This window comes from Actinoplanes sp. 13 (genome assembly GCF_056134165.1).
Genome location: NZ_JBVYOQ010000006.1, coordinates 194,274 through 215,484 on the forward strand (window position 1 = coordinate 194,274; position 21,211 = coordinate 215,484).

Sequence of the window (21,211 nt, forward strand, 5' to 3'; positions counted from 1 at the left end):
GGCCCTAGAGCCAGAGCTTCTGGAGCATGTGCCAGTCCTGCGGGTGCTCGGCGATGCCGGCCGCGTAGGCGTCGGCCAGCATCTGCGTGGTCTGCCTGACCCGTTCGTCGAGCGGGCCGCCGGCCGGCGGGACGACCTCCCGCAGGCGCGCCCCGACCCGGGTCTCCTCGAACCACATGTCGACCGCGAACAGCGGCGCGCCGGTGCGGATGGCCAGGATCGCCGGTCCGGCGGGCATCCGGGTGCGCCCGCCGAAGAACCGCACCTCGACGCCGGAGCGGGACAGGTCGCGGTCGCCGAGCAGGGCCACCAGCCAGCCCTTCGCCAGGTGCTCGCCGAGCACGTCGAGCGGGGGCCGCTCGCCGCCGGTCAGCGGCAGCACCTTCATGCCGAGCTTCTCGCGGTAGGCCAGGAACGCCTCGAAGACGCCCTCCGGCTTGAGCCGTTCGGCGACCGTGATCAGCGGCCAGTCGTGCGAGGACACCCAGGCGCCGGCGGCGTCCCAGTTCGCCACGTGCGGCAGGGCGAGCACCATGCCGGTGCCGTCCGAGACGATCTGCTTCATCCGGCGGTAGTCGTCCGGGGCCATGAAGAAGCCGTCGAGGAACTGCTGCCGGTTCTGCGACGGCAGGCGGAACGCCTCCATCCAGTACCGGGCGTACGACCGCAGCCCGTCCCGGACCAGGGTGTCCGGCATGTCGGCGCCGGCCACCTGCTGAAGATTGCGCCGCAGCCGCTGGGTGGCCGGGCCGTTCGCCTTCCACGCCCGGTCGGCGGCCCGGGTGAACAGCGCGCGGGCCACCGGCAGCGGTAGCGCGCGGACCACGCGCCACCCCGCCGTGTAGCCGAGTTCGATCAGTCGGTCCTTCACGCGGCCGGCGCCTCGTCGACGTCCGAGCGGGCCGCGCTGACCAGCCGCTGGAAGACGGTGAACAGCGACAGGGCCGCGAGCACCCAGAGCGCCGCGGGCAGGCCCCAGTCCTGGCCGGCCGCACCGAGCAGGCCACCGACACCGACGATCAGCAGCCGTTCGAGACGCTCGGCGACACCGACGTCGGCGTTCAGCCCCAGGCTCTGCGCGCGGGCCTTGACGTACGACACGACCTGGCCGGCGACCAGGCTGATCAGCGCGGCCACCACACCGCCGTACGGATTGCCCTCGGTGTGCAGGTAATAGGCGACCGCGCCGAACACGGCGCCGTCGGCGAGCCGGTCCATGGACGAGTCCAGGAGCGCCCCGAACTTCCCGGTGCCGCCCCGGATGCGGGCCATTGTGCCGTCGAGGGCGTCGGTGAGAGCGAAGGCGGTTACGATCACGGTGCCCCAGAGCAGGTGACCCTGGGCACCGAAATACGAGCCGATGAACACACCGATGGTGCCGGCGACGGTGACGGCGTTGGGTGTGACGCCGACGCGGAGCAGGAAACGGGCGGTCGGCTGGACCCCGTATGCGACGACGGCGCGCGCCGTCGATTGAACGATCTTTGCCATGGCCGTCCCACCATAACGGCGTGCGACCAGCGGTGGCACACGCGCGGGCCCGGGGGTGGCCGGATCGTCACCATCGGGCAGGGTTGAATCGTCACCATCCGGCACAGTTGCAGGGCCGAGACTCCTTGCGGCCGATACATGCCCGGGTGTGGGATTTGCAGAACAGCGGCGTAACGAACTGGAACGACAGGAGCGCTCGGCATGGCGCAGAAGACTTCGGAGAAGGGACTCGCCGGCGTCTCCGCGCCGGTGGTGACAGATCCCGGCAGAGTTCGCAACGTGGTGCTGGTGGGCCACTCGGGCGCCGGGAAGACGACTCTCGTCGAGGCGCTGCTCGCGGCCACGGGCACGATCCCGCGGGCGGGCACCGTCACCGACGGCACCACGGTCACCGACAACGATCCGGCGGCGGTCCGGCAGCAGCGTTCGGTCGCGCTCTCCTGCGCGCCGCTGACGCACCAGGACGTCAAGATCAATCTCCTCGACACCCCGGGGTACGCGGACTTCGTCGGGGAGCTGCGGGCCGGCCTGCGGGCCGCCGACGCCGCGCTGTTCGTGGTCTCCGCGGTCGACGGTGTGGACGACTCCACCGTGGCGCTGTGGGAGGAGTGCGCGGCGGTCGGCATGCCACGCGCCGTGGCGATCACCCGGCTCGACCACCCCCGCGCCGACTACGAGGAGACGCTGCAGGACTGCCAGGAGGCGTTCGGCGAAAACGTCATGCCGATCTACCAGCCGATGCTCGGCGACGACGGCCAGTCGATCGCCGGCCTGCTCGGGCTGGTCACCCTGCGGGTGCTGGACTACTCCGAGGGCTACCCGCCCCGGGCCGGTGAGGCCGAGCCGGAGCACCTCAACCCGATCGCCGACGACCGGAACACGCTCATCGAGGGGATCATCGCGGAGAGCGAGGACGAGACCCTGATGGACCGTTACCTGGGCGGCGAGCTGATCGACACCGCCGCGCTCGTGCCGGACCTGGAGAAGGCGGTGTCCCGGGGCAACTTCTATCCGGTCATCCCGGTCTGCGCGGCCACCGGCGTCGGCCTGGACGCGCTGCTCGACGGGCTGGTCAACGCCGCGCCGTCACCGCTTACGCACGACCTGCCGGTGGTCACCGGGGTGGACGGCTCGCCCCGGCCGCCGCTGGTCTGCGACCCGGACGGCCCGCTCGTGGCCGAGGTGGTGCGCACCACGATCGACCGGCACGTCGGCCGGGTCTCGCTGGTCCGGGTCTTCTCCGGCACGCTGCGCCCGGACCTGACGCTGCACGTCTCCGGGCACGGCATGGCCGAGCGCGGCCACCCCGACCACGACGCCGACGAGCGGGTCGCGCATGTCTACTCCCCGCTCGGCGCGCAGCTGCGCGAGGTGCCGTACGCGGTGGCCGGCGACCTCTGCGCGATCACCAAGTCGGGCAGCGCGGAGACCGGCGACACGCTCTCCGGCAAGGACGACCCGCTGCTGATGGAGCCGTGGCGGATGCCCGAGCCGCTGCTGCCGATCGCCGTGGTGGCGAAGACCCGCTCGGACGAGGACGCCCTGGCCAAGAACCTGGCCAAGCTGGTCGCCGGCGATCCGACGCTGCGCCTGGAGCGCAACCCGGAGACCCATCAGCAGGTGCTCTGGACGATGGGCGAGTCGCACGCCGACGTGGTCCTGGACCGGCTCCGCTCGGGCGGCGTCGAGTTGGACACCGAGCCGGTGAAGGTGGCGCTGCGCGAGACGTTCGGCTGCGCGGCGAAAGGGCACGGGCGGCACGTCAAGCAGTCCGGCGGCCACGGCCAGTACGCGGTGTGCGACATCGAGGTGCAGCCCCTGCCGCGCGGCGAGGGTTTCCAGTTCGTCGACAAGGTTGTCGGCGGTGCGGTGCCGCACAACTACATCCCGTCGGTGGAGAAGGGCGTCCGCGCCCAGCTCGAGCGCGGTCTGGCGGCCGGTTACCCGGTGGTCGACCTGAAGGTCACCCTCTACGACGGCAAGGCGCACAGCGTGGACTCCTCGGACGCCGCGTTCCAGACCGCCGGCGCGCTGGCGCTGCGCGCCGCGGCCGAGAACGGTCAGCTCACCCTCCTGGAGCCGCTCGACGAGATCGTGGTACGGGTGCCGGAGTCCTACGTCGGCGCGGTGATGAGCGACCTCTCCGGCCGGCGCGGGCGCCCGCTCGGCAGCGAGTCCGGCGGCGAGGGCGAACCCAGCCTGGTCCGCGCCGAGGTGCCCGCCACCGAGCTGGTCCGGTACGCGGTGGAGCTGCGCGCCCTCACCTCGGGCACCGGCACGTTCACCCGGCACTACATCCGGCACGAGCCGATGCCGGCGCACCTGGCCGACGCGGTCCGCAAGGAGCACGCTAAACACTGATCGCGTTCGCGGCGTGCATCGGCGCCGGCATCCTGTCGATCACCTTCTTCTTGCACGGGCGGAAGCGCAGCGTGCGCATGCCGTAATTGCGGAAGGTGATCGCCAGGCGGCTCGCGGGGACCATCCGGGCGGCCACCCGGCGGCCGAAGATCAAGTTCTGGTGGACGTACGACCGGAGGACACGTTCGTAGCCGCCGTCCGCCTTCGCCAGCTCCTCCGCCAGCACCTAGGCGCCGACGCCGGCCGCGCCGCGAAGGCCGCCCGCACCAGATCCTTCTGCGCGGCCACGTCCCGGCGGTCGTAACTCAGCGGCTCGGCCGCGAAGGTCATGCCGACCTCGGCGGGCCGGTCCAGGCCCATGGCGTACGCGTAGATCAGCCGGCCGCGCTCCGGGTGCTAGGCCGGCCAGGCCTTGAGCAGCATCTCCCGGGTGTCGGTCAATAGCTGCGGCAACACCTTGGTCCGCCCGATCACCGGCATGAAATTCGCGTCGCCGCCCCACCGCGGCACGATGTGCTGGTGCAGGTGGGCGGCGATGCCGGCGCCCGCGATCGCGCCCTGGTTCATCCCGATGTTGAAACCGTGCGGGCTGCTGACCGTCCGGATCACCCGCATCGCGGTGCGCGTGAACGCCGCCACCTCGACCGTCTCCGCCTCGGTGAGGTCGGCGTAGTCGGCGACATGCCGGTACGGGCAGACCATCAGATGCCCCGGGTTGTACGGGTACAGGTTGAGCACCGTGAAAACCAGCTCGCCGCGCGCCACCACCAGGCTCTCCGCCTCGGGCAGGCCGGGCGCCAGGCAGAACGGGCAGCCGTCGGGCCGGTCACCGCCGGTGATGTAGGTCATCCGGTGCGGCGTCCAGAGCCGCTCCAGGCCGTCCGGATCGCCCGCTCCCACCCACTCCTGGTCCACGGTGACGATCCTATGACGAGCCCGGCCTATCCGTGGACGTGGTAACAGCCGCCGCCCCGGCGCTTGGCGACGTACATCGCGGTGTCCGCGTCCCGGACCACCTCGTCCGGCCCGTCCGCCGGCCCGGCCAGCGCGATGCCGATGCTCGCCGTGGTGACCAGCTGGTTCCCGCCGACGTCGACCGGCTCGTTCAGCGCGTGCACCACCCGGTCGGCGATCACCAGCGCGCCGGTCAGGTCGGTCAGGTCCTCCGCCAGGATCACGAACTCGTCGCCGCCCAGCCGGGCCACCATGTCCTCGGTGCGCACACACGTCTTCAGCCGCTCGGCGACGGTCTTCAGCACCACGTCGCCGGCGTCGTGGCCGTACGTGTCGTTGACCGGCTTGAACCCGTTCAGGTCGAGGACCAGCACCCCGACCGACCGGCCGCTGCGCCGGGCCCGGGCGAGCGAGCCGGTCATCCGGTCCCAGAGCAGCGCGCGGTTGCCCAGCCCGGTCAGCGGGTCGTGCATCGCCCGCCGGGTCAGGTCCTCGGTGACCGCCACCCCGCCGAGGGCCAGCGACACCTGGGTCCGCAGCCGGTGCAGCGACTGCAGCACCCCGGCCGGCAGCCCGCCCCGCACCCCGACGATCAGCGCGCCGAAGAAGCGGCCGCCGCTGCGCAGCGGAAGCAGCATGGCCGGCCGATCGCCGAAACCGCTCAGCCCGCGCGTGGACAGCACCTCGCCGGCGGCCAGCCGGGCGAGCAACGCCGGCGGCACCACCTCGCCGGGCATCCGGACATCCTGCACCAGCACGGTGGACTGCGCCGGGTCGTCCGGGTGCACGCCCACGATCCCGGTGCGCGCGCCCGGGCAGCCGGCGACCAGCGCGGCAGCCGCGGCAGCCGCGAGGCGGTGCACCTCGGCCGAGTCGGTGGCGGTGAGCAGGCCGATGCCGAGATCGTTGAGGATCTGTTCGCGGGCCACCTCGGCCCGCAGGGACCGCAGGCCGGCGTGCAACCGGGTCTTCTCGCGCAGCCCGGCGACCTGGAGCGCAAGCGCTCCGAGGACCACCCCGGCCGCGGCCGGTGGTGTCCGGAACCGCATCTGACCTCCCGCTCCTGCTGACTCTTCCTCGATTGAGTCGGTCAGCGGGAGCGGGAGTTGAGCGTTCTCAGCCGGCAGTCGGTCCCACGTTGGTCCGGGAGCGGACCACCTCGGCAACGTGCGCGACGGCCTCGTCGATCGACACACCGTTGCGCTGCGACCCGTCGCGGTAGCGGAACGACACCGTGCCACCGTTGACGTCGTCGTCGCCGGCGATCGCCATGAACGGGATCTTCTGCTGCTGCGCGGTGCGGATCTTCTTCTGCATCCGGTCGGTGGAGTGGTCCACCTCGGCGCGGATGCCCTCCTTCTTGAGCCGGTCGACGAAGGCCGACAGGTAGTCGGCGTGGTCGTCGCGGATCGGGATACCCACCACCTGCACCGGGGCCAGCCAGGCCGGGAACGCGCCCGCGTAGTGCTCGACCAGCACCCCGAAGAACCGCTCGATCGAGCCGAACTTCGCCGAGTGGATCATCACCGGCTCCTGGCGGGAGCCGTCCGCCGCCTGATATTCCAGACCGAAACGGGCCGGCTGGTTGAAGTCGTACTGGATGGTCGACATCTGCCAGGTCCGGCCGATCGCGTCCCGCGCCTGAACGCTGATCTTCGGGCCGTAGAACGCCGCGCCGCCCGGGTCCAGCACCAGCTCCAGGCCGGACTCGACGGCCACGTCCTCGAGGACCTTGGTGGCCTTCTCCCACTGCTCGTCCGAGCCGATGAACTTGTCGCTCTGCGGGTCCCGGGTGGACAGCTCCAGGTAGTAGTCGTCCAGGCCGAAGTCGCGCAGCAGCGAGAGCACGAAGTTCAGCAGGTGCTTGATCTCGCCCGGCGCCTGCTCGGCGGTGACGTAGGAGTGCGAGTCGTCCTGGGTCAGCCCGCGCACCCGGGTCAGGCCGTGCACCACACCGGACTTCTCGTACCGGTACACCGTGCCGAACTCGAAGAGCCGCATCGGCAGCTCACGGTAGGACCGCCCGCGCGAGGAGAAGATCAGGTTGTGCATCGGGCAGTTCATGGCCTTGAGGTAGTAGTTCGCCCCCTCGAGCTCCATCGGCGGGAACATCGTGTCCTTGTAGTAGGGCAGGTGTCCCGAGGTGTGGAAGAGACCTTCCTTGGTGATGTGCGGCGAGCTGACGTACTGGAAGCCCTCCTCGATGTGGCGGGCCCGGACGTAGTCCTCCATCTCCCGCTTGATCACGCCACCCTTCGGGTGGAAGACGACGAGACCGGATCCGATCTCGTCCGGGAAGGAGAACAGGTCCAGCTCGGTGCCGAGCTTGCGGTGATCGCGGCGCTCGGCCTCGGCAAGACGATTGAGGTACGCCTTGAGCTCGTCCCGCGACGGCCAGGCGGTGCCGTAGACCCGCTGCAGCTGCGGGTTCTTCTCACTGCCCCGCCAGTACGCCGCGGCCGAGCGCATCAGCTTGAACGCCGGGATCAGCCGGGTGGACGGCAGGTGCGGGCCGCGGCACAGGTCGCCCCAGACCCGGTTGCCGTCCTTGTCGACGTTGTCGTAATGGGTCAGCTCGCCGGCGCCGACCGCGGCCGCCTCCGCGTCCACGTCGCCCTTGATGTCGACCAGTTCGAGCTTGAACGGCTCGTCCTTGAGCTCGGTCTTCGCCTCGTCGAGCGAGGAGTACTCCCGGCGGTGGAAGGTCTGGCCGGCCTTGACGATCTCCTGCATCCGCTTCTCGAGCTTGGTCAGGTCGTCCGGCTGGAACGGCTTCTCGACGTCGAAGTCGTAGTAGAAGCCGTCCCGGATCGGCGGGCCGATGCCGAGCTTCGCGTCCGGGAAGACGTCCTGCACTGCCTGCGCCAGCACGTGGGCGGTGGAGTGCCGCAGCACGTCGAGGCCGTCCGGCGAGTCGATCGCCACCGGGGTGACCTCGGTGTCGGCGGCCGGTGCCCAGGTCAGGTCGCGCAGCCGGCCGTCGGCCTCGCGGACCACGACGATCGCCTTCGGCCCGTGCGCCGGGAGCCCGGCGGCGGCCACCACGTCGGCCGCCGTAGTCCCGGCCGGGACGACTAGGGGGTCGGCCACAGCGGGTGTACGGGGTGCAGACACGGTGTTCTCCATTCGCCACGGTGATGGACCCGGCGCTTCCCGGGCCGTCAACGATGCTATCCGCCGCCTTTCGCCCGGCTCCGCCCGGCGCTCGCGGCCCACCCACGTGTGTGAAGTTGCGGTTCGATCCGCACCCGAACTTCACACGCCCTCACCCCGCACCCCCGTGTGTGAAGTTGCGGTTCGATCCGCACCCGAACTTCACACGCCCTCACCCCGCACCCCCGTGTGTGAAGTTCGGGTTCGATCCGCACCCGAAGTTCACACGGTGGGTCAGTCGGCGGTGGGGAGCCAGGGTGGGAGGGGCTCGCGGGCGGAGAGCCAGGCCGGCGGGATGCCGTCCAGCCCGGTGTACGCCGCCACCACCCCGCCCGCGATCGCCGCGGTGGTGTCCACGTCACCACCGGACACCACGCACGCCGCCACGGCCGCCGGATAGTCGTGCAGACGGTGGGCCGCCACCCAGAGCGCGAACGGCACGGTGTCCTGTGCCAGCGCCCGCGCCCCGTTGCCCAGCCGGTACGCCGCCTCCTCCGTCCGGGTGATCGTGGCGGCGGTGCGGAGCCCGTCCTGGATCGAGCCGGCCGGGGTGTGCGCGGCCACCGCCAGCAGCAGTTGTCCCGGCTCGGGGCGGCGCCCGTCCAGCCGGGCCGCGGCGGCGACCGCGGCGGCCACCGCCACCGCCACGCCACCGGCGATCCCCTGCGGGTGCGCGTGGGTGACTTCCGCCGCGCGTACCCCCTGTGCCGCCGCATGAGCGAGCGAATCCGCATGCCAGGCGCCCAGCGGGGCCGCTCGCATCGCCGCGCCGTTGCCGCACGAGCCCTGGCCGTCGAAGGCGGCCGCCGCGGCGATCGGCCAGGGCAGCCCCTGCTGGATCTGCCGCAGCATCACCACCGCGCCGGGACCGTATCCCCGGCCCGGGTCGAAGGTCCGGCCCAGCCGGTCGGCGAAGGCGTCCCGGTCGAAGTCGCCCTCGGCGAGCGTGGCCACCAGGCAGCAGGCCTGCTCGGTGTCGTCGGTCCACTCCCAGGGCGGCTCGGGCACCCGGGCGCGGAGCAGGTCGGCGGGGTCGTTGGCGGGCACGAAGTATTGCGCGCCGAGGGCGTCGCCGACGCTCAGGCCGGCCAGGCTCTCGCACGCCAACGCGAGTCGCGTACCGGGGAAAAGGGTGAATGACATCGGCACTTCGGATCGTATTCCATCACTGAGCGTCATCAAAGCCTCTCGCTCGATGACCCTTTAGGTTCTGGTTGCCAGGCACAGTACGGTCTTCGCATGGCCACGGTGTTGCTCGTCGAAGACGATCATGTCGTGCGTGGCGCCATGCTCCGATCCCTGGCCGACCGGGGGCACGCCGTGCATGCCGTCGGCACCGCCCTGGAGGCTCTGCGCCGGGTCGCCGCGGAGACGCCCGACCTGGTCGTGCTCGACCTCGGGCTGCCGGATCTGGACGGCTCGGACGCGCTGCGGATGCTCCGGGGCATCACCGACGTGCCGATCATCATCGCCACCGCCCGGGATGACGAGCAGACCGTCGTCCGCCTGTTGCGCGCCGGCGCCGACGACTACATGGTCAAGCCGTTCACCGGCGCCCATCTCGACGCCCGCATCGCCACCGTGCTGCGCCGGGTGGGACGCGCCAGCCGCGCCGCACAGCCCGCGGTGCACGAGGTCGGCGAGCTCCGGGTGGACGTCGGCGAGCGCAGCGCCACCCTGGCCGACCAGCCGCTGGCGCTGACCCGCAAGGAATTCGACCTGTTGGCGTACCTCGCCGCCCGCCCGGGCCGGGTGGTGTCCCGTCGTGAGCTGTTGGAGGAGGTATGGCGACAGCCATCGGTCGGCGAGGACCAGACCATCGACGTTCATTTGTACTGGCTTCGGCGGAAGCTGGGCGAGTCCGCGGCGAAGCCCCGCTACCTGCGCACCGTGCGGGGGGTCGGATTCCGGTTGGTGGCGCCGGACTGAGGTTGCGGCTGGCGTACACGACCGCCGCCACCTCCACCGTCGTCGCGCTGGTCTTCCTGCTGCCGCTCGGCTGGAGCCTGCGTGCCGACCACCGCGACGCCGCCCTGGCCGAAGCTGCCCGGCGCACCGCGACGGTGGCCGGTGCCCTCACCGCCGGTGCCGGCGAGAAGGGCGTGGCCGCCGCGATCCGGGCGGCCGGTGGCGCCCCGGTGGTGCACACCCCCGGCCTGGCGGCCTCGCCCGGCGGCCGGGCCGACGCTGCCCTGATCGACCGCGCCGCGACCAGCGCGGAGCCGACCGTCGAGGACGTCGAGGGCGGCACGGTCCGTCTGGTGCCGGTCCGGGCCGGCGACCGGACCCTGGTGGTGGAGGCGTTCGTCGCGGACGCCGACCTGAACGGGACCACCGCCCGGGACTGGTGGCTGTTGCTCGGCCTGGCGACGGTGCTGGTCGGCGGCGCCGTCTACATGGTGGACCGGCTGGCCCGCGACGCCGTGTCGTCGGCCCGCAACCTGGTCGACGCGGCTCTCGCGGTCGGCGACGGCGACCTCGGTGTGCGCATTCAGCCCACCGGGCCGCGCGAGCTGGCCGAGGCCGGTTACGCCTTCAACCGGATGGCGGATCGCCTGGTCACCTCGCGAACCGACGAGCGAGAGCTGGTCGCCGACCTGTCGCACCGGCTGCGCACACCGCTGACCGCACTGCGGCTGGACGTCGAGGCCCTCGACCCGGACGACACCCAGATCATCGACCTCACCGCTGACGAGGTGGACCGGCGGCGCGGCATCCGGCGCATCCGGCAGGCCATCAGCACCCTGGAGGACGAGGTCAACCAGCTGATCAACACCACTCGCCAGGCGGTCGCCGCCCAGGTCGCCGCCCCGGAGGACGGGCTCTGCGACGCCAGCGAGGTGGTCCGTGAGCGGATGACGTTCTGGTCGGCGCTCGCCGGCGACCAGGACCGGCAGTACCGGGTGGTCGGCGCACACCTGCGCATCCCGGTGCCGGTGGCCCGCGCCGAGCTGGCCGCCGCGCTGGACGCGGTGCTCGGCAACGTCTTCCGCTACACCCCGCAGGGCACCGCCTTCGAGGTGGGCCTGTCCCGCCGCGACGGCTGGGTGGCGCTGCGGGTGGACGACGCGGGCCCGGGCATCCCCGACCCGGAGCGCGCCCTGCGGCGCGGTCAGAGCAACCAGGGCTCGACCGGGCTGGGCCTGGACATCGCCCGGCGGGTGGCCCAGGCCACCGGCGGCTCGGTCAGCCTGGACCGGGCCGCGATGGGCGGCGCCAGCGTCGTCATGCTGCTGGCCGACGCGGATGCCACGCCGACGGCACCCAGCCGTTTCGGCCTGGTCGGCCGCGGCCGGCTGACCCGCGAACGCGACCCGGGACGACGCCGCTGGCAACGACCGGGGCGGGAATGAGCAAGGGCCATGACGGACAGCTCCCCCGGACGGGACAGCGCTTGCTTATATCTCTATTAAAGTCGTTCCCCTGGCGCGCTGGGGCTGGCAACCTTCCTTGCGATCCCATCCGGCTTCCCGGATCGCAACCCGCAGCGCGTCCCCATCGCCGCGAACCGCGAAGCCCCCAGGCGGTGGGAGGTGGCCACCCCAAGGGCCCCTCCCATCGCCACCCAGCACGACGAGGAGACGCAGTGCCCGCGCATCGCCGGTCACCGTTACGTGGGACTCCGCCAGGACGGCGGCGCCGCGCGGAGGGCGAGCGCAAGATCCGGCCGACACGCTCCGCGACGTTCCGGATCCTCCCGGTAGCGCTCGGGATCGCCCTGCTCGGTGTGGGCGGCGTGGTCGGCCCCAGCGTGATCGGTTCGGCCCCCTCCGACGAACCCGGCCGCGTGTCACTCTCCGCCCTGCCCAAGGACGCGCCGGAGCAGGGCCTGGTCTACAGCGGCCTCACGCTCGCCTCCTCCGACTCGCTCTGCGCGGGCGCCTACCAGGTCTTCGAGGACACCTGCACGCACGGCCCCGACGCGGCGCCCTCCGGCCTGGCCGTGCGCCGGGACGTGGCCCCGGTGACCGACGGCGTCCGGCAGGTCACCGCGGTGCGCCGGGAGAACGGCGCGGTCCCGAAGGACGCCGAGATCGCCCGGGACGCCGGCGGCAGCGCGCTCACCGCGGACGCACCGGCGCTGATCCCGGACGCCGCGCCCGGCCAGGCCGACTTCATCCTCGGCCCGGACGACGTGGCGTGCGCCGGCGACGGCCGCAGCGGCAAGCGCGTGCAGCTGCTCTACCTGCACGAGAGCGCCACCGACAGCCGGTACGCGAAGTTCCTCAACTCGTTCCGCACCTGGGCGGCCGGCGTGGACGCGATCTTCGACGCGAGCGCCGGCGAGACCGGCGGATCGCGCCACATCCGGTACGTGACCACCCCTGAGTGCCGCGTCGACGTGGCCGAGGTGCAGCTGCCGGACGCGTCCCTGGGCTCGTTCGTCAAGACCATCGACGCGTTGCGCGGGCTCGGCTACAACCGCACCGACCGCAAATACCTGCTCTTCTCCGACGCCAACGTCTACTGCGGCATCGCGACGTACGTCCCGGACACCCGGGCCGGGCGCACCAACCGCAACAACGGCGGCCCGTCGTACTCCCGGGTCGACGCCGGCTGCTGGAGTTCGGCGATGGCCGCGCACCAGCTGACCCACTCGCTCGGCGCGGTGCTCACCGACTCGCCCAACGCCACCGGCGCGGGCGGTTGCCTGGACGAGTACGACCTGCTCTGCGGCGAGGACCGCAGCGGCAAGCCGGTGCGCAACGTGTGCCCGAAGAAGCACGAGATCCGGCTGGACTGCGGGCACGACGACTACTTCAGCACCGACCCCGAGCCCGGCAGCTACCTCGACAGGCACTGGAACGTGGCGCTCAGCGACTTCCTGCTGCGCAGCGACGGCGGCGACGACATCCCGGACACCCCGGGCGCCACCCGGCCGGACGCCACCCCGCCGCCGGTCGAGGCGCCCGCCACGCCCACGGCGCCCGCCCCGGCGCCGAGCAGCGCGTCGCCCAGCCCCAGCACGGAACAGCCCAGTGCGCCCGCACCGACCACGCCCAGCGCCTCGGCCGACCCCGGGCCCGGCACCGGGCCGGACGTTCCGGACCCGGCGGCCAGCGCCCCGGCCGGTCCGCCCGCCCAGGCAGGTCCGCCGGCCCCGGCGGTCGAGGAGGTCGCCCGGCGGGCGGCCCCGACCGTCCCGCCGGTCACCGAGCAGCTGCCCGGCACCGGCGATCAGCCCGCCGGTGAGGGCCCCCGGGTCCCGGCCGGCGTCACCGGCGACGGCGTGCAGGCGGTCCTGGAGATCCGGGACGCGACCAGCAGCTCGGTGCGCCTGACCTGGAGCGCCGCGGCCGACGACGCCGCTTACGAGGTCTCCGTCGGCGGCAAGCCGGTGGCCGGCACCCGGGCCACCCGGGCCCGGCTGATCGGCCTGAAGCCCGACTCGCAGTACGTGGTGGAGATCCGCAACCGCAAGCTGGGCTATCACGCCCGGGGCACCGCGACCACCGCCCCGGCGGCCCGCCCGGTGCAGAACTCCTGGTTCGTGCTGACCAACGCGCTGACCGGTGGCGCGGCGGATCTGTACGGCGCCCGGACCAGCGACGGCACCCCGGTGACCCTCGGCGGCGAGGAGGGCGGCGCCCAGCAGCAGTGGCAGCTGGTGCCGGCCGAGAACAACAGTTACTCCCTGGTGTCGCGGGCGAGCAACCGGTGCGCGGTGGCGCTCGGTGGCACACCGGCCGCCGGGGCGCCACTGGTCCAGGGCGACTGCTACGCCGCGTCCGGCGCCCGCTGGATGCTCCAGGCGTCCGAGTACGGCTTCACTCTGCGCAGCACCACCGGAAACCTGGTGGTGGGCGTGGGCGCCCAGCGGTTCGGCACCCAGCACCGGGTGCTGGTGCTCCAGCCGGACACCGGGCAGCGGCATCAGAGCTGGACGGCGGTTCCCGACTAGGGGACCCGGCGACCCGGTCGACGACGACGGGAGGGAAAAGCGACATGCCCAAGGTACTGCGCAGGCCGGAGACCGAGCCGGACGAGGATCCGGCCCGGTTCAACCGGCGACGGCTGGTGCGCTGGCTGACGATCCTGACCATCGGCACCGTCACCATGGTGGCGTGCTGGCAGGACCCGCTCTACCCCTGAACGTAAGCGTCGATCTCGGCGAGCAGCGTGGACTTGCCTTGCGGGGACAGGAAACTGTGCCGTACGGCGGACCGGGCCAGTTCGGCGACGCCCGCCCGGTCCAGGCCGAGCAACTCGGCCGCGGCCGCGTACTCACCCTCCAGGGTGGTGCCGAACATCGGTGGGTCGTCGGAGTTCACACTGACCGGCACGCCGGCCGCGACGAGCGTGGCGATCGGGTGCTCGTCGAGGGCGGCGACGGCCCGGGTGCGCAGGTTCGAGGTGGGGCACACCTCGAGCGGGATCTGGTGCTCGGCGAGGTACGCCATCAGCCGCTCGTCCTGGGCCGCGGAGATGCCGTGACCGATCCGCTCAGCGCCCAGCTCCCGGATGGCGTCCCAGACCGTCTCCGGCCCGGTGGTCTCCCCCGCGTGCGGCACGCTGTGCAGCCCGGCCGCCCGGGCCTTGTCGAAGTACGGCTTGAACTGGGGCCGTGGCACTCCGATCTCCGGTCCACCCAGGCCGAAACTGATCAGGCCGTCGGGTCGGTCTTCCAGGGCGATGCGCAGTGTCTCCTCGGCGGCCTCCAGCCCGGCCTCACCCGGGATGTCGAAGCACCACCGCAGGTCCAGACCGAAGTCGCGGGCCGCGCCGGCCCGGGCGTCCTCGATCGCCTCGCAGAACGCCGGTGACGGGATGCCGCGCCGGACGCTGGAGTACGGCGTGACGGTCAGCTCCGCGTACCGCACCTGCTGGCGGGCCAGCTCCCGGCCGATCTCGTAGGTGAGCAGCCGGACGTCCTCCGGGTCCCGGATCAGGTCGACCACGCTCAGGTAGACCTCGATGAAGTGGGCGAAGTCCCGGAACTCGAAGTAGGCGGCGAGCCGCTCCGGGTCGGCCGGGACCGGCGAGCTGCCCTCGTGCCGAGCGGCCAGCTCGGCGACGATCCGCGGGGAGGCCGAGCCCACGTGGTGCACGTGCAGCTCGGCCTTGGGCAGGCCGGCGATGAACGATTGCACAGAACCCTCCGAGTCATCCAGTGCGTGCCACCACGAAGATACGGCGGAACGGGAAGGCGACCAGACCGTGCCGCGCCGGGTGGGTTGCCGCGATCCGCTGCGCCAGTTCCGCCCGGAAGGAGATCCAATCAGGCTCGTCGAGAGCCGCGCGAACGGGGCGCAGGGCGGTTCCCTCCATCCAGCGCAGCACCGGGTGGTCGCCCCCGGTGGCCGGCAACAGATGCAGATAGGTGGTCTCCCACGCGTCGACCGTCGCGCCCGTCCCGGTCAGCAGCGCCGCGTAACCCGCCGCGTCGTCCACCGGATCGGCTCGGAGCAGCCCGTCCAGGCGCTCCGCGTAGCGCGGCTCGGCGCCGAGGTCGCGCACCGCCCGGTGCCCGGGGCTGTCGAAGTTGCCGGGCACCTGCATCGCGATCCAGGCGCCGGAGGGCAGCTCGGTGGCCCAGCGGGCGAGCATCTCCCGGTGGCCGTGCACCCACTGCAACGCGGCGTTGGTGACCACCACGTCGACGTCCGGGCCGGGGCGCCATTCCGCGATGTCGCCGAGCCGGAAGTCGACGGTGCCCGGAACAGCCGCGGCCTTCTCGATCATCTCGGCTGACGAGTCGATGCCGGTCACTCGAGCCCCTGGCCAGCGATCGGCGAGCGTGCGGGTCAGCTCGCCGGGCCCGCATCCCAGGTCGGTGACGGCCCGTGGCTGCTCGGCGCCGATCTGCCGGACCAGGTCGAAGAACGGGCGGGAGCGCTCGGCACCGAAGCGCCGGTAGACGGCGGGGTCCCACATCGCGTACCTCCATATAAACCGTACGTACGTCTTGTTTGAAGCTATCACGCTGGCGGTAGGGTCATGACGTGGAAAAACGAAGCTTTCGGAAGCTGGGACGCGACGTCGGTGTGGTGGGCCTCGGCGCATGGCAGCTCGGTGCCGACTGGGGCGAGGTCAGCGAGGCGGACGCGCACGCCACCCTGCAGGCCGCGGTCGACGCCGGCGTGACGTTCATCGACACCGCCGATGTTTACGGTGACGGCCGCAGCGAGCAGATCATCGGCTCCTTCGTCAAGGACCGTCCCGGGCTGACCGTGTTCACCAAGATGGGCCGCCGGCTGCCGCAGGAGCCGGCCAACTACCACCTCGACAACTTCCGCGCCTGGACCGACCGCTCCCGGGCGAACCTCGGTGTCGACACGCTCGACCTGGTGCAGTTGCACTGCCCGCCCACTCCGGTCTACTCCGCCGACGAGGTCTTCGACGGCCTCGACACCCTCGTGCAGGAGAAGCGGATCGCGGCGTACGGCGTGAGCGTCGAGCGCGTCGACGAGGCGCTCACCGCGATCGCCCGGCCCGGCGTGGCCAGCGTGCAGATCATCCTGAACGCGTTCCGGCTCAAGCCGCTGGAGCGGGTGCTGCCGGCCGCCGCCGAAGCCGGTGTCGGCATCATCGCCCGGGTGCCCCTCGCCAGCGGCCTGCTCTCCGGGCGGTACGACGAGAGCACCACGTTCGGCGCCGACGACCACCGCAACTACAACCGGCACGGCGAGGCGTTCGACGTCGGCGAGACCTTCTCCGGTGTGGACTTCCGGACCGGACTGGAGGCCGTCAACCGGCTCCGCCCGCTCGTCCCGGCCGGCGCGACCATGGCCCAGTTGGCGCTCCGCTGGATCATCGACCAGCCGGCCGTCACCGTGGTGATCCCCGGCGCCCGCAACCCGGATCAGGCACGCGCCAACGCGGCCGCCGCCGGTCTGTCCCCGCTTCCCGCCGAAACGCGGGAAATGATCGCGGCAGTCTACGACGAGTTGATTCGGCCGCAGGTGCACGACAAATGGTGAACAATGAAGAAGCGCCGCGATTGAAGGGCTGGCTCACGATGTCGGCCGGCCTGCTGGCGGTCGTCCTCGGTGCGGTGTGGACGCTGCAGGGGCTCGGTTACCTGACCGACAGCCTGATGACCGATCAGCCGGCCTGGGCCGTGATCGGCGGCGTGTTGTTCGCTGTGGGAGTGGCACTGGTGGTGCTCGGCATGCGCCGCCGCACGGCTGGGAGCGACGGAACGAAAGTTACCGAGAAAGACCTCGGTCTCAGCGAATAGGGCCGCGGTCGCCAAACTGAAAGAGGCCCCGCAGCCTCTCCGAAGAGGTTGCGGGGCCACGGTCAGGCCGGCCTCCGCCAGGCGGCCGGCGTGCCGGTCTCACGACCGGCGGTGGAACTCGCTCGCGACCTTTGAGTCGCACTCCCGCCGAGGTGAGCCGCTATGGGCTCCACCGTCGCGAACAAGTTTCATTGGTCTCAGAGCGGGCGAACCTGCTCCGCCTGCGGGCCCTTCTGGCCCTGGGCGATCTCGAACTCCACCCGCTGGTTCTCTTCCAGAGTGCGGTAACCGCTCGTCTGGATGGCCGAGAAGTGGACGAACACGTCAGCACCCCCGCCGTCGACGGTGATGAAGCCGAAGCCCTTGTCTGCGTTGAACCACTTCACGGTTCCTTGCGCCATGCTGAACTCTCCTTCTGAAAATGCCGGCCCGCCCAACCGCGGCAGCGCGGGGCCGATGACCGTTTTCGAGCAGCGGCGCCGCGAGGCGGCCCATTCAGAGGACGTCCCCTCCCCCCGGCCCCGTGACACCTCCCGCCCCTGTTGGGAAGGGCAGATGTCCCGCGGTCAGGCGGAAGCAGCGAACCACGTACGCAAAAACTGGCCACACTGTACCCGAAAATCAGGCCGTAAAGCTGCCCCACGAAGGAATCCAATAATGGGTGGCCGATATGGAAAAGGTCCCCCACTTCGCGGCAACGAAGCGGGGAACCGGCAAGACTCTTGTCGATGCGGAAGATGATCTAGTCAGGCCACGTACCCGTCAGTTTCTGGGTGCTGATCGCACCGCCACGATGGACAGCCGCCTTCACCACCGCGAAGATCGCGCCCTGCAGAGCGGCCGCGGCGAGGATCTCGCCCCAGCCGCGGTCCTGGTCGCCGGCGTCCGGGGCGTCGTCGTCCCCGGAGATCAGCTTCCACGCCTCCTTGAACAGCATGCCCGCCATCGCACCGGCCGCCAGGCCGAGTCCGACGTTCACCGGCTTCAGGGCCAGCTTGCCCAGCTTGCCCGCCATCAGCGCCTCCCCCGGACGATCAGGATGATGCCGACCACGGCCGCGATCCCGGCAACCACCAGAATGGTGGGCATCGGGTTGGCACGGACCCGCGTCTCGGCCTCATGCACCAGCTCGCCGGACGAGGACGTGGCGTTCGCCGCCACCGTCTTGGCGCGGCCACCGGCGCCCAGCGCGGCCTCGCGCACCCGGTCGGTGACCGCCGCGGCCTGCGTCAGCACGCGCTCCTTGGTCTGCTCCACCTGCTCCTTGGCACGCGCCTTCACATCGGCGCGGTACGCCAGGGCCTGCACCGTCTCACCGAGATCCGCGCGGGTCTGCTTGATCTCCTCCCGCAGCTCGGCCAGATCCGGCTTCGCCGCGGCACCGTTCTTCTCACTCATAGCCGGGTACGCTCCTGCTTCTTGACGGCCCGCTTCACCTCGTCGACATCGGCCTTGAGGTTCTGGATCGCGCCCTCCGGCTCCGGCGGCGTCGCCTGGCTCAGCTGCTTCTTGCCGATCAGGGCGAGCACCCCGGCGATCAGGAACAGCACACCGGTGACGATCAGCCCCGCGGCCCAGAGCGGCAGCCACAGATCCAGCACGATGACCAGGGTCGCGAACAGCGCGCCCAAACCGTAAAGTGCCAGCACCCCGGCGCCGCCGAACAGCCCCGCGCCGATACCGGCATGCTTGCCCTTCTCGGTGAGCTCCGCCTTGGCCAGCGTGATTTCGTCCTTCACCAGGCGGCTGAGCTGCTCGCTCGCCCGCTGCACGAGCTCCGCCGTGGACTGCTCGGGCAGCGACTTGGCGGGAGAGCCGTTCAAGACATCGGCCATCGTGTCCCCCTTTCCGTGTGCTGGAGGTATGCCCTGATCACAGCGCCCTCAATCCTCACTGTCCGAAGGAAGCCAGCCGGTCTATCCGTTGCCGTTGCGCGGCGGCATCCCGTCCGGCCCGCCGAACACGAGCCCGCGCGCGTCGCCGTCCCCGACGCCGCTGAACACCCGTGCCGCGTCCGACGAGGCGTCAAGGTGCGTCCGCTGGGCCGGCGGCTCGCCACGGGTCACCGGGGACGCCGACTCCACCTCGGCGCGCACCCTCGGCAGGGCGGCCCGCTGGTGCTCCCACACCCACGCGACCAGCCTCTCCCGGACGAGGCACCGCAGGTCCCACAGCGACGGCGCGTCGTTGGCGCTGACCAGCGCCCGCAGGCGCACGTTGCCGCCGGTCGCGTCGGTCACCTGAAGCACGCAGACCCGGCCGTCCCACAGCTCGGTGCTGTCGCAGACCTGCTGCAGCTCGGCCCGCATCGGCTCGATCGGCGTGGACCAGTCCACGTCGATCTCGGCCGTGCCCAGCACCGCCGAGTTCGTCCGGGTCCAGTTCTGGAACGGCTTGGTGGTGAAGTAGGAGGTCGGCAGGATCAGCCGCCGGTCGTCCCAGATCTGGACCACCACGACGGTCAGGGTGATCTCCTCGATCCGGCCCCACTCCTGTTCCACCACGACCACGTCGTCCACCCGGATCGCGTCGCTGAACGCCAGCTGGATCCCGGCGAAGACGTTGCCGAGCATGCTCTGCGCGGCCAGCGCCGCGACGACGCTGATCAGGCCGGCGGAGGCGAGCACGCTGGCGCCGAGGGCCCGGATGTCCGGGAAGGTCATCAGCATCACGCCGACGGTGAGCACCACGATCGCGGCGACGGTGACCCGGCGCAGCATCACCACCTGCGTCTTGATCCGGCGATGCTTGCGGTTGTCCGGCACGTCGGTGCGCCACCTGGCGAGCGCGACGTCTTCGCTGACCAGCAGCATCGCACCGACCAGCCAGGCGAAGGCCGCGATGCAGAGCAGTACGAGCGCGTGCATCACGCCACCGCGGAACGGGAAATCGCCCGCGAAGACCCGGACGGCCTGCTGCACGGAGAGCAGGGTGACCGCGGTCAGGAACGGGCGGTGGACCTTCTTCGCCAGGTCGGCAGCGAGCAGGGATCGCCGGCCGAGCCGGACCATCACCCGGTGCGTGATCTCGACGACCAGGATCGCCACGCCGGCCGCCCCGAGGACGGCGAGCACGGCGGTCATTGCGCTGGACACAAGTCTTTCCTTCCGACGAACGATTTGTGCCAGCGCCCCAGCTTGCCCGGCCCGGCGGCCGGGGACACCAAGAGGCGGCAGATGTCAGAGATAACTCACATCTGCCGCCTCTTGAGACGTCGTCCGCCTCAGATCTTGCGGTACCTCGCCTGTGCGATGCAGTACACCCCGAAGGCGGCGATGCCGACGGCGATCACGACCAGCACCCAGGTGCCCCAGGAGTACGACGCCAGCGTGTTGAGCGCCGCGTCCAGGCCGCGGGCCTGCTCCGGGTCGTAGTTCACGGCGGCCATCACCACGAGGAAGCCGGCGATCGCGTACGCCACGCCCTTGGACATGTAGCCGGCCATGCCGAGCTTGATGATCGGCCCACGGGTCGAGGCGGTCATCTGCTGGGTGTTGAGGTGCTTGGTGAACTTGCGCTTCCAGCCGTAGTACGCCATGCCGATGCCGGCACCGAGGACCACCAGGCCGATCACCCCGACCAGCAGACGCCCGCCGGTGGAGTCCATCAGCGACGCGGTCTTGCCGGCGTTGCTGTCGCCCATCGACGCGTCCGCGCCCTGGATGACCTTGACCGCGGTCCAGCCGAGGTAGGTGTAGAGCAGCGTCCGGGCGACCGAGAGGGCCCGCTCGGCGAGAGCGGCGCGGTCCCGCGGGCCGCTCTCCCCGATGGCCGCCTCGAACGCCTGCCAGATGGCCATCGCGAACAGGCCGATGGCGATGACGATCAGCAGGGACTTGCCGTAGGACTCCCGGGCGATGGACTGCAGCGCCCCGGACTGGTCGGTGTCCTGACCCGAGCTGCCGAACGCGACCTGCAGCGCGATCCAGGCGAAGAGCAGGTGGATGATCCCGTACCCGATGAAACCGCCCCGGGCGAGGTACTCCAAGGGCTTGCTCTCGGCTGCGCGTGACGCGGTGTGCTTGACGTTCGAAGCTGCGGTGGACATGGCTCTCTCTGTGCCCAGAGAGA

Annotated in this window: 22 protein-coding genes; 7 read left to right on the plus strand and 15 right to left on the minus strand. The window is 71.5% G+C overall.

Translation table 11 applies throughout. The features are described 5' to 3' along the window. Window positions 1-4 precede the first annotated feature (4 nt). On the minus strand, window positions 5-871 hold the full coding sequence (locus AC0NH5_RS15510; RefSeq protein WP_474404109.1) for a phosphatidylinositol mannoside acyltransferase: 867 nt from the start codon (window positions 869-871) through the stop codon (window positions 5-7). Next, on the minus strand, window positions 868-1,491 hold the full coding sequence (pgsA, locus tag AC0NH5_RS15515; RefSeq protein WP_474404111.1) for a phosphatidylinositol phosphate synthase: 624 nt from the start codon (window positions 1,489-1,491) through the stop codon (window positions 868-870). Before pgsA ends, AC0NH5_RS15510 begins: the two co-directional genes overlap by 4 nt. A gap of 201 nt (window positions 1,492-1,692) precedes the next feature. Between pgsA and AC0NH5_RS15520 the strand changes: the two genes are divergently transcribed. After that, window positions 1,693-3,852 (plus strand): elongation factor G-like protein EF-G2, encoded by a 2,160-nt coding sequence (locus AC0NH5_RS15520; protein WP_474404112.1) that lies wholly within the window; start codon window positions 1,693-1,695, stop codon window positions 3,850-3,852. Here AC0NH5_RS15520 and AC0NH5_RS15525 read toward each other — a convergent pair. The 5 genes from AC0NH5_RS15525 to AC0NH5_RS15545 all read right to left on the minus strand — a co-directional run bounded on the left by AC0NH5_RS15525 (window position 3,842) and on the right by AC0NH5_RS15545 (window position 9,102). Beyond that, window positions 3,842-4,078, minus strand: a complete 237-nt coding sequence (locus tag AC0NH5_RS15525; protein ID WP_474404114.1) for a hypothetical protein — start codon at window positions 4,076-4,078, stop codon at window positions 3,842-3,844. The two genes, AC0NH5_RS15520 and AC0NH5_RS15525, sit on opposite strands and share 11 nt — an antisense overlap. 170 nt (window positions 4,079-4,248) lie before the next feature. After that, window positions 4,249-4,701, minus strand: a complete 453-nt coding sequence (locus tag AC0NH5_RS15530) for an HIT family protein (protein ID WP_474404440.1) — start codon at window positions 4,699-4,701, stop codon at window positions 4,249-4,251. A gap of 92 nt (window positions 4,702-4,793) precedes the next feature. Further along, a complete protein-coding gene (locus tag AC0NH5_RS15535) occupies window positions 4,794-5,855 on the minus strand; it encodes a diguanylate cyclase domain-containing protein (protein ID WP_474404116.1) in 1,062 nt (353 codons plus the stop codon). 67 nt (window positions 5,856-5,922) lie between these two features. Then, a complete protein-coding gene (gene thrS, locus AC0NH5_RS15540) occupies window positions 5,923-7,920 on the minus strand; it encodes a threonine--tRNA ligase (protein WP_474404118.1) in 1,998 nt (665 codons plus the stop codon). Window positions 7,921-8,193: 273 nt separating this feature from the next. Next, a complete protein-coding gene (locus tag AC0NH5_RS15545; protein WP_474404120.1) occupies window positions 8,194-9,102 on the minus strand; it encodes an ADP-ribosylglycohydrolase family protein in 909 nt (302 codons plus the stop codon). Between the two features lie 96 nt (window positions 9,103-9,198). Between AC0NH5_RS15545 and AC0NH5_RS15550 the strand changes: the two genes are divergently transcribed. The 4 genes from AC0NH5_RS15550 (at window position 9,199) to AC0NH5_RS15565 (ending at window position 14,052) form a co-directional block, all read left to right on the plus strand. Next, the gene (locus AC0NH5_RS15550; protein ID WP_474404122.1) at window positions 9,199-9,888 is read left to right on the plus strand and encodes a response regulator transcription factor; all 690 of its coding nucleotides are present in this window, start codon (window positions 9,199-9,201) and stop codon (window positions 9,886-9,888) included. Window positions 9,889-9,890: 2 nt separating this feature from the next. Continuing rightward, complete coding sequence (locus tag AC0NH5_RS15555) at window positions 9,891-11,312, plus strand: HAMP domain-containing sensor histidine kinase (protein WP_474404124.1); 1,422 nt, start codon at window positions 9,891-9,893, stop codon at window positions 11,310-11,312. 233 nt (window positions 11,313-11,545) lie between these two features. After that, window positions 11,546-13,861 carry an RICIN domain-containing protein gene (locus tag AC0NH5_RS15560; RefSeq protein ID WP_474404126.1) on the plus strand — a complete coding sequence of 772 codons (2,316 nt, stop codon included), beginning with the start codon at window positions 11,546-11,548 and terminating at the stop codon, window positions 13,859-13,861. A 44-nt stretch (window positions 13,862-13,905) separates the two neighbouring features. After that, window positions 13,906-14,052 carry a hypothetical protein gene (locus AC0NH5_RS15565; protein ID WP_474404128.1) on the plus strand — a complete coding sequence of 49 codons (147 nt, stop codon included), beginning with the start codon at window positions 13,906-13,908 and terminating at the stop codon, window positions 14,050-14,052. Here the strand turns inward: AC0NH5_RS15565 and AC0NH5_RS15570 are convergent. After that, window positions 14,043-15,050: an adenosine deaminase gene (locus AC0NH5_RS15570; protein WP_474404130.1), complete on the minus strand. Its 1,008-nt coding sequence runs from the start codon at window positions 15,048-15,050 to the stop codon at window positions 14,043-14,045. The two genes, AC0NH5_RS15565 and AC0NH5_RS15570, sit on opposite strands and share 10 nt — an antisense overlap. A 13-nt stretch (window positions 15,051-15,063) precedes the next feature. After that, a complete protein-coding gene (locus AC0NH5_RS15575; protein ID WP_474404132.1) occupies window positions 15,064-15,834 on the minus strand; it encodes a trans-aconitate 2-methyltransferase in 771 nt (256 codons plus the stop codon). A gap of 68 nt (window positions 15,835-15,902) precedes the next feature. Here AC0NH5_RS15575 and AC0NH5_RS15580 point away from each other — a divergent pair, with 68 nt between their 5' ends. Next, entirely contained in the window at window positions 15,903-16,880 is a 978-nt protein-coding gene (locus AC0NH5_RS15580; RefSeq protein WP_474404134.1) for an aldo/keto reductase, read from the plus strand. Further along, window positions 16,874-17,140, plus strand: coding sequence for a hypothetical protein (locus AC0NH5_RS15585; protein ID WP_474404136.1), 267 nt, complete (start codon window positions 16,874-16,876; stop codon window positions 17,138-17,140). Before AC0NH5_RS15580 ends, AC0NH5_RS15585 begins: the two co-directional genes overlap by 7 nt. A gap of 197 nt (window positions 17,141-17,337) precedes the next feature. Here AC0NH5_RS15585 and AC0NH5_RS15590 read toward each other — a convergent pair whose 3' ends face one another. The 6 genes from AC0NH5_RS15590 to AC0NH5_RS15615 all read right to left on the minus strand — a co-directional run bounded on the left by AC0NH5_RS15590 (window position 17,338) and on the right by AC0NH5_RS15615 (window position 21,188). Further along, window positions 17,338-17,541: a cold-shock protein gene (locus AC0NH5_RS15590; protein ID WP_011905669.1), complete on the minus strand. Its 204-nt coding sequence runs from the start codon at window positions 17,539-17,541 to the stop codon at window positions 17,338-17,340. A 341-nt stretch (window positions 17,542-17,882) separates the two neighbouring features. Continuing rightward, a complete protein-coding gene (locus AC0NH5_RS15595) occupies window positions 17,883-18,155 on the minus strand; it encodes a DUF4235 domain-containing protein (protein ID WP_474404139.1) in 273 nt (90 codons plus the stop codon). After that, entirely contained in the window at window positions 18,155-18,538 is a 384-nt protein-coding gene (locus AC0NH5_RS15600) for a DUF3618 domain-containing protein (protein WP_474404141.1), read from the minus strand. The genes AC0NH5_RS15595 and AC0NH5_RS15600 overlap by 1 nt, the downstream gene beginning before the upstream one ends. After that, complete coding sequence (locus AC0NH5_RS15605; RefSeq protein ID WP_474404143.1) at window positions 18,535-18,975, minus strand: phage holin family protein; 441 nt, start codon at window positions 18,973-18,975, stop codon at window positions 18,535-18,537. The genes AC0NH5_RS15600 and AC0NH5_RS15605 overlap by 4 nt, the downstream gene beginning before the upstream one ends. Before the next feature lie 81 nt (window positions 18,976-19,056). Continuing rightward, entirely contained in the window at window positions 19,057-20,235 is a 1,179-nt protein-coding gene (locus AC0NH5_RS15610; RefSeq protein ID WP_474404145.1) for a mechanosensitive ion channel family protein, read from the minus strand. Window positions 20,236-20,363: 128 nt separating this feature from the next. After that, the gene (locus AC0NH5_RS15615; protein WP_474404146.1) at window positions 20,364-21,188 is read right to left on the minus strand and encodes a DUF1206 domain-containing protein; all 825 of its coding nucleotides are present in this window, start codon (window positions 21,186-21,188) and stop codon (window positions 20,364-20,366) included. Window positions 21,189-21,211 lie beyond the last annotated feature (23 nt).

Excerpts from the sequence above, each read along its gene's own strand:
- AC0NH5_RS15585 (WP_474404136.1), top strand. The coding sequence starts at position 16,874 with ATGGTGAACAATGAAGAAGCGCCGCGATTGAAGGGCTGGCTCACGATG.
- AC0NH5_RS15605 (WP_474404143.1), bottom strand. The coding sequence starts at position 18,975 with ATGGCCGATGTCTTGAACGGCTCTCCCGCCAAGTCGCTGCCCGAGCAG.
- AC0NH5_RS15565 (WP_474404128.1), top strand. The coding sequence starts at position 13,906 with ATGCCCAAGGTACTGCGCAGGCCGGAGACCGAGCCGGACGAGGATCCG.
- AC0NH5_RS15615 (WP_474404146.1), bottom strand. The coding sequence starts at position 21,188 with ATGTCCACCGCAGCTTCGAACGTCAAGCACACCGCGTCACGCGCAGCC.
- AC0NH5_RS15600 (WP_474404141.1), bottom strand. The coding sequence starts at position 18,538 with ATGAGTGAGAAGAACGGTGCCGCGGCGAAGCCGGATCTGGCCGAGCTG.
- AC0NH5_RS15520 (WP_474404112.1), top strand. The coding sequence starts at position 1,693 with ATGGCGCAGAAGACTTCGGAGAAGGGACTCGCCGGCGTCTCCGCGCCG.
- AC0NH5_RS15590 (WP_011905669.1), bottom strand. The coding sequence starts at position 17,541 with ATGGCGCAAGGAACCGTGAAGTGGTTCAACGCAGACAAGGGCTTCGGC.
- AC0NH5_RS15550 (WP_474404122.1), top strand. The coding sequence starts at position 9,199 with ATGGCCACGGTGTTGCTCGTCGAAGACGATCATGTCGTGCGTGGCGCC.
- AC0NH5_RS15530 (WP_474404440.1), bottom strand. The coding sequence starts at position 4,701 with ATGACCTACATCACCGGCGGTGACCGGCCCGACGGCTGCCCGTTCTGC.
- AC0NH5_RS15575 (WP_474404132.1), bottom strand. The coding sequence starts at position 15,834 with ATGTGGGACCCCGCCGTCTACCGGCGCTTCGGTGCCGAGCGCTCCCGC.
- pgsA (WP_474404111.1), bottom strand. The coding sequence starts at position 1,491 with ATGGCAAAGATCGTTCAATCGACGGCGCGCGCCGTCGTCGCATACGGG.
- AC0NH5_RS15595 (WP_474404139.1), bottom strand. The coding sequence starts at position 18,155 with ATGGCGGGCAAGCTGGGCAAGCTGGCCCTGAAGCCGGTGAACGTCGGA.
- AC0NH5_RS15535 (WP_474404116.1), bottom strand. The coding sequence starts at position 5,855 with ATGCGGTTCCGGACACCACCGGCCGCGGCCGGGGTGGTCCTCGGAGCG.
- AC0NH5_RS15545 (WP_474404120.1), bottom strand. The coding sequence starts at position 9,102 with ATGTCATTCACCCTTTTCCCCGGTACGCGACTCGCGTTGGCGTGCGAG.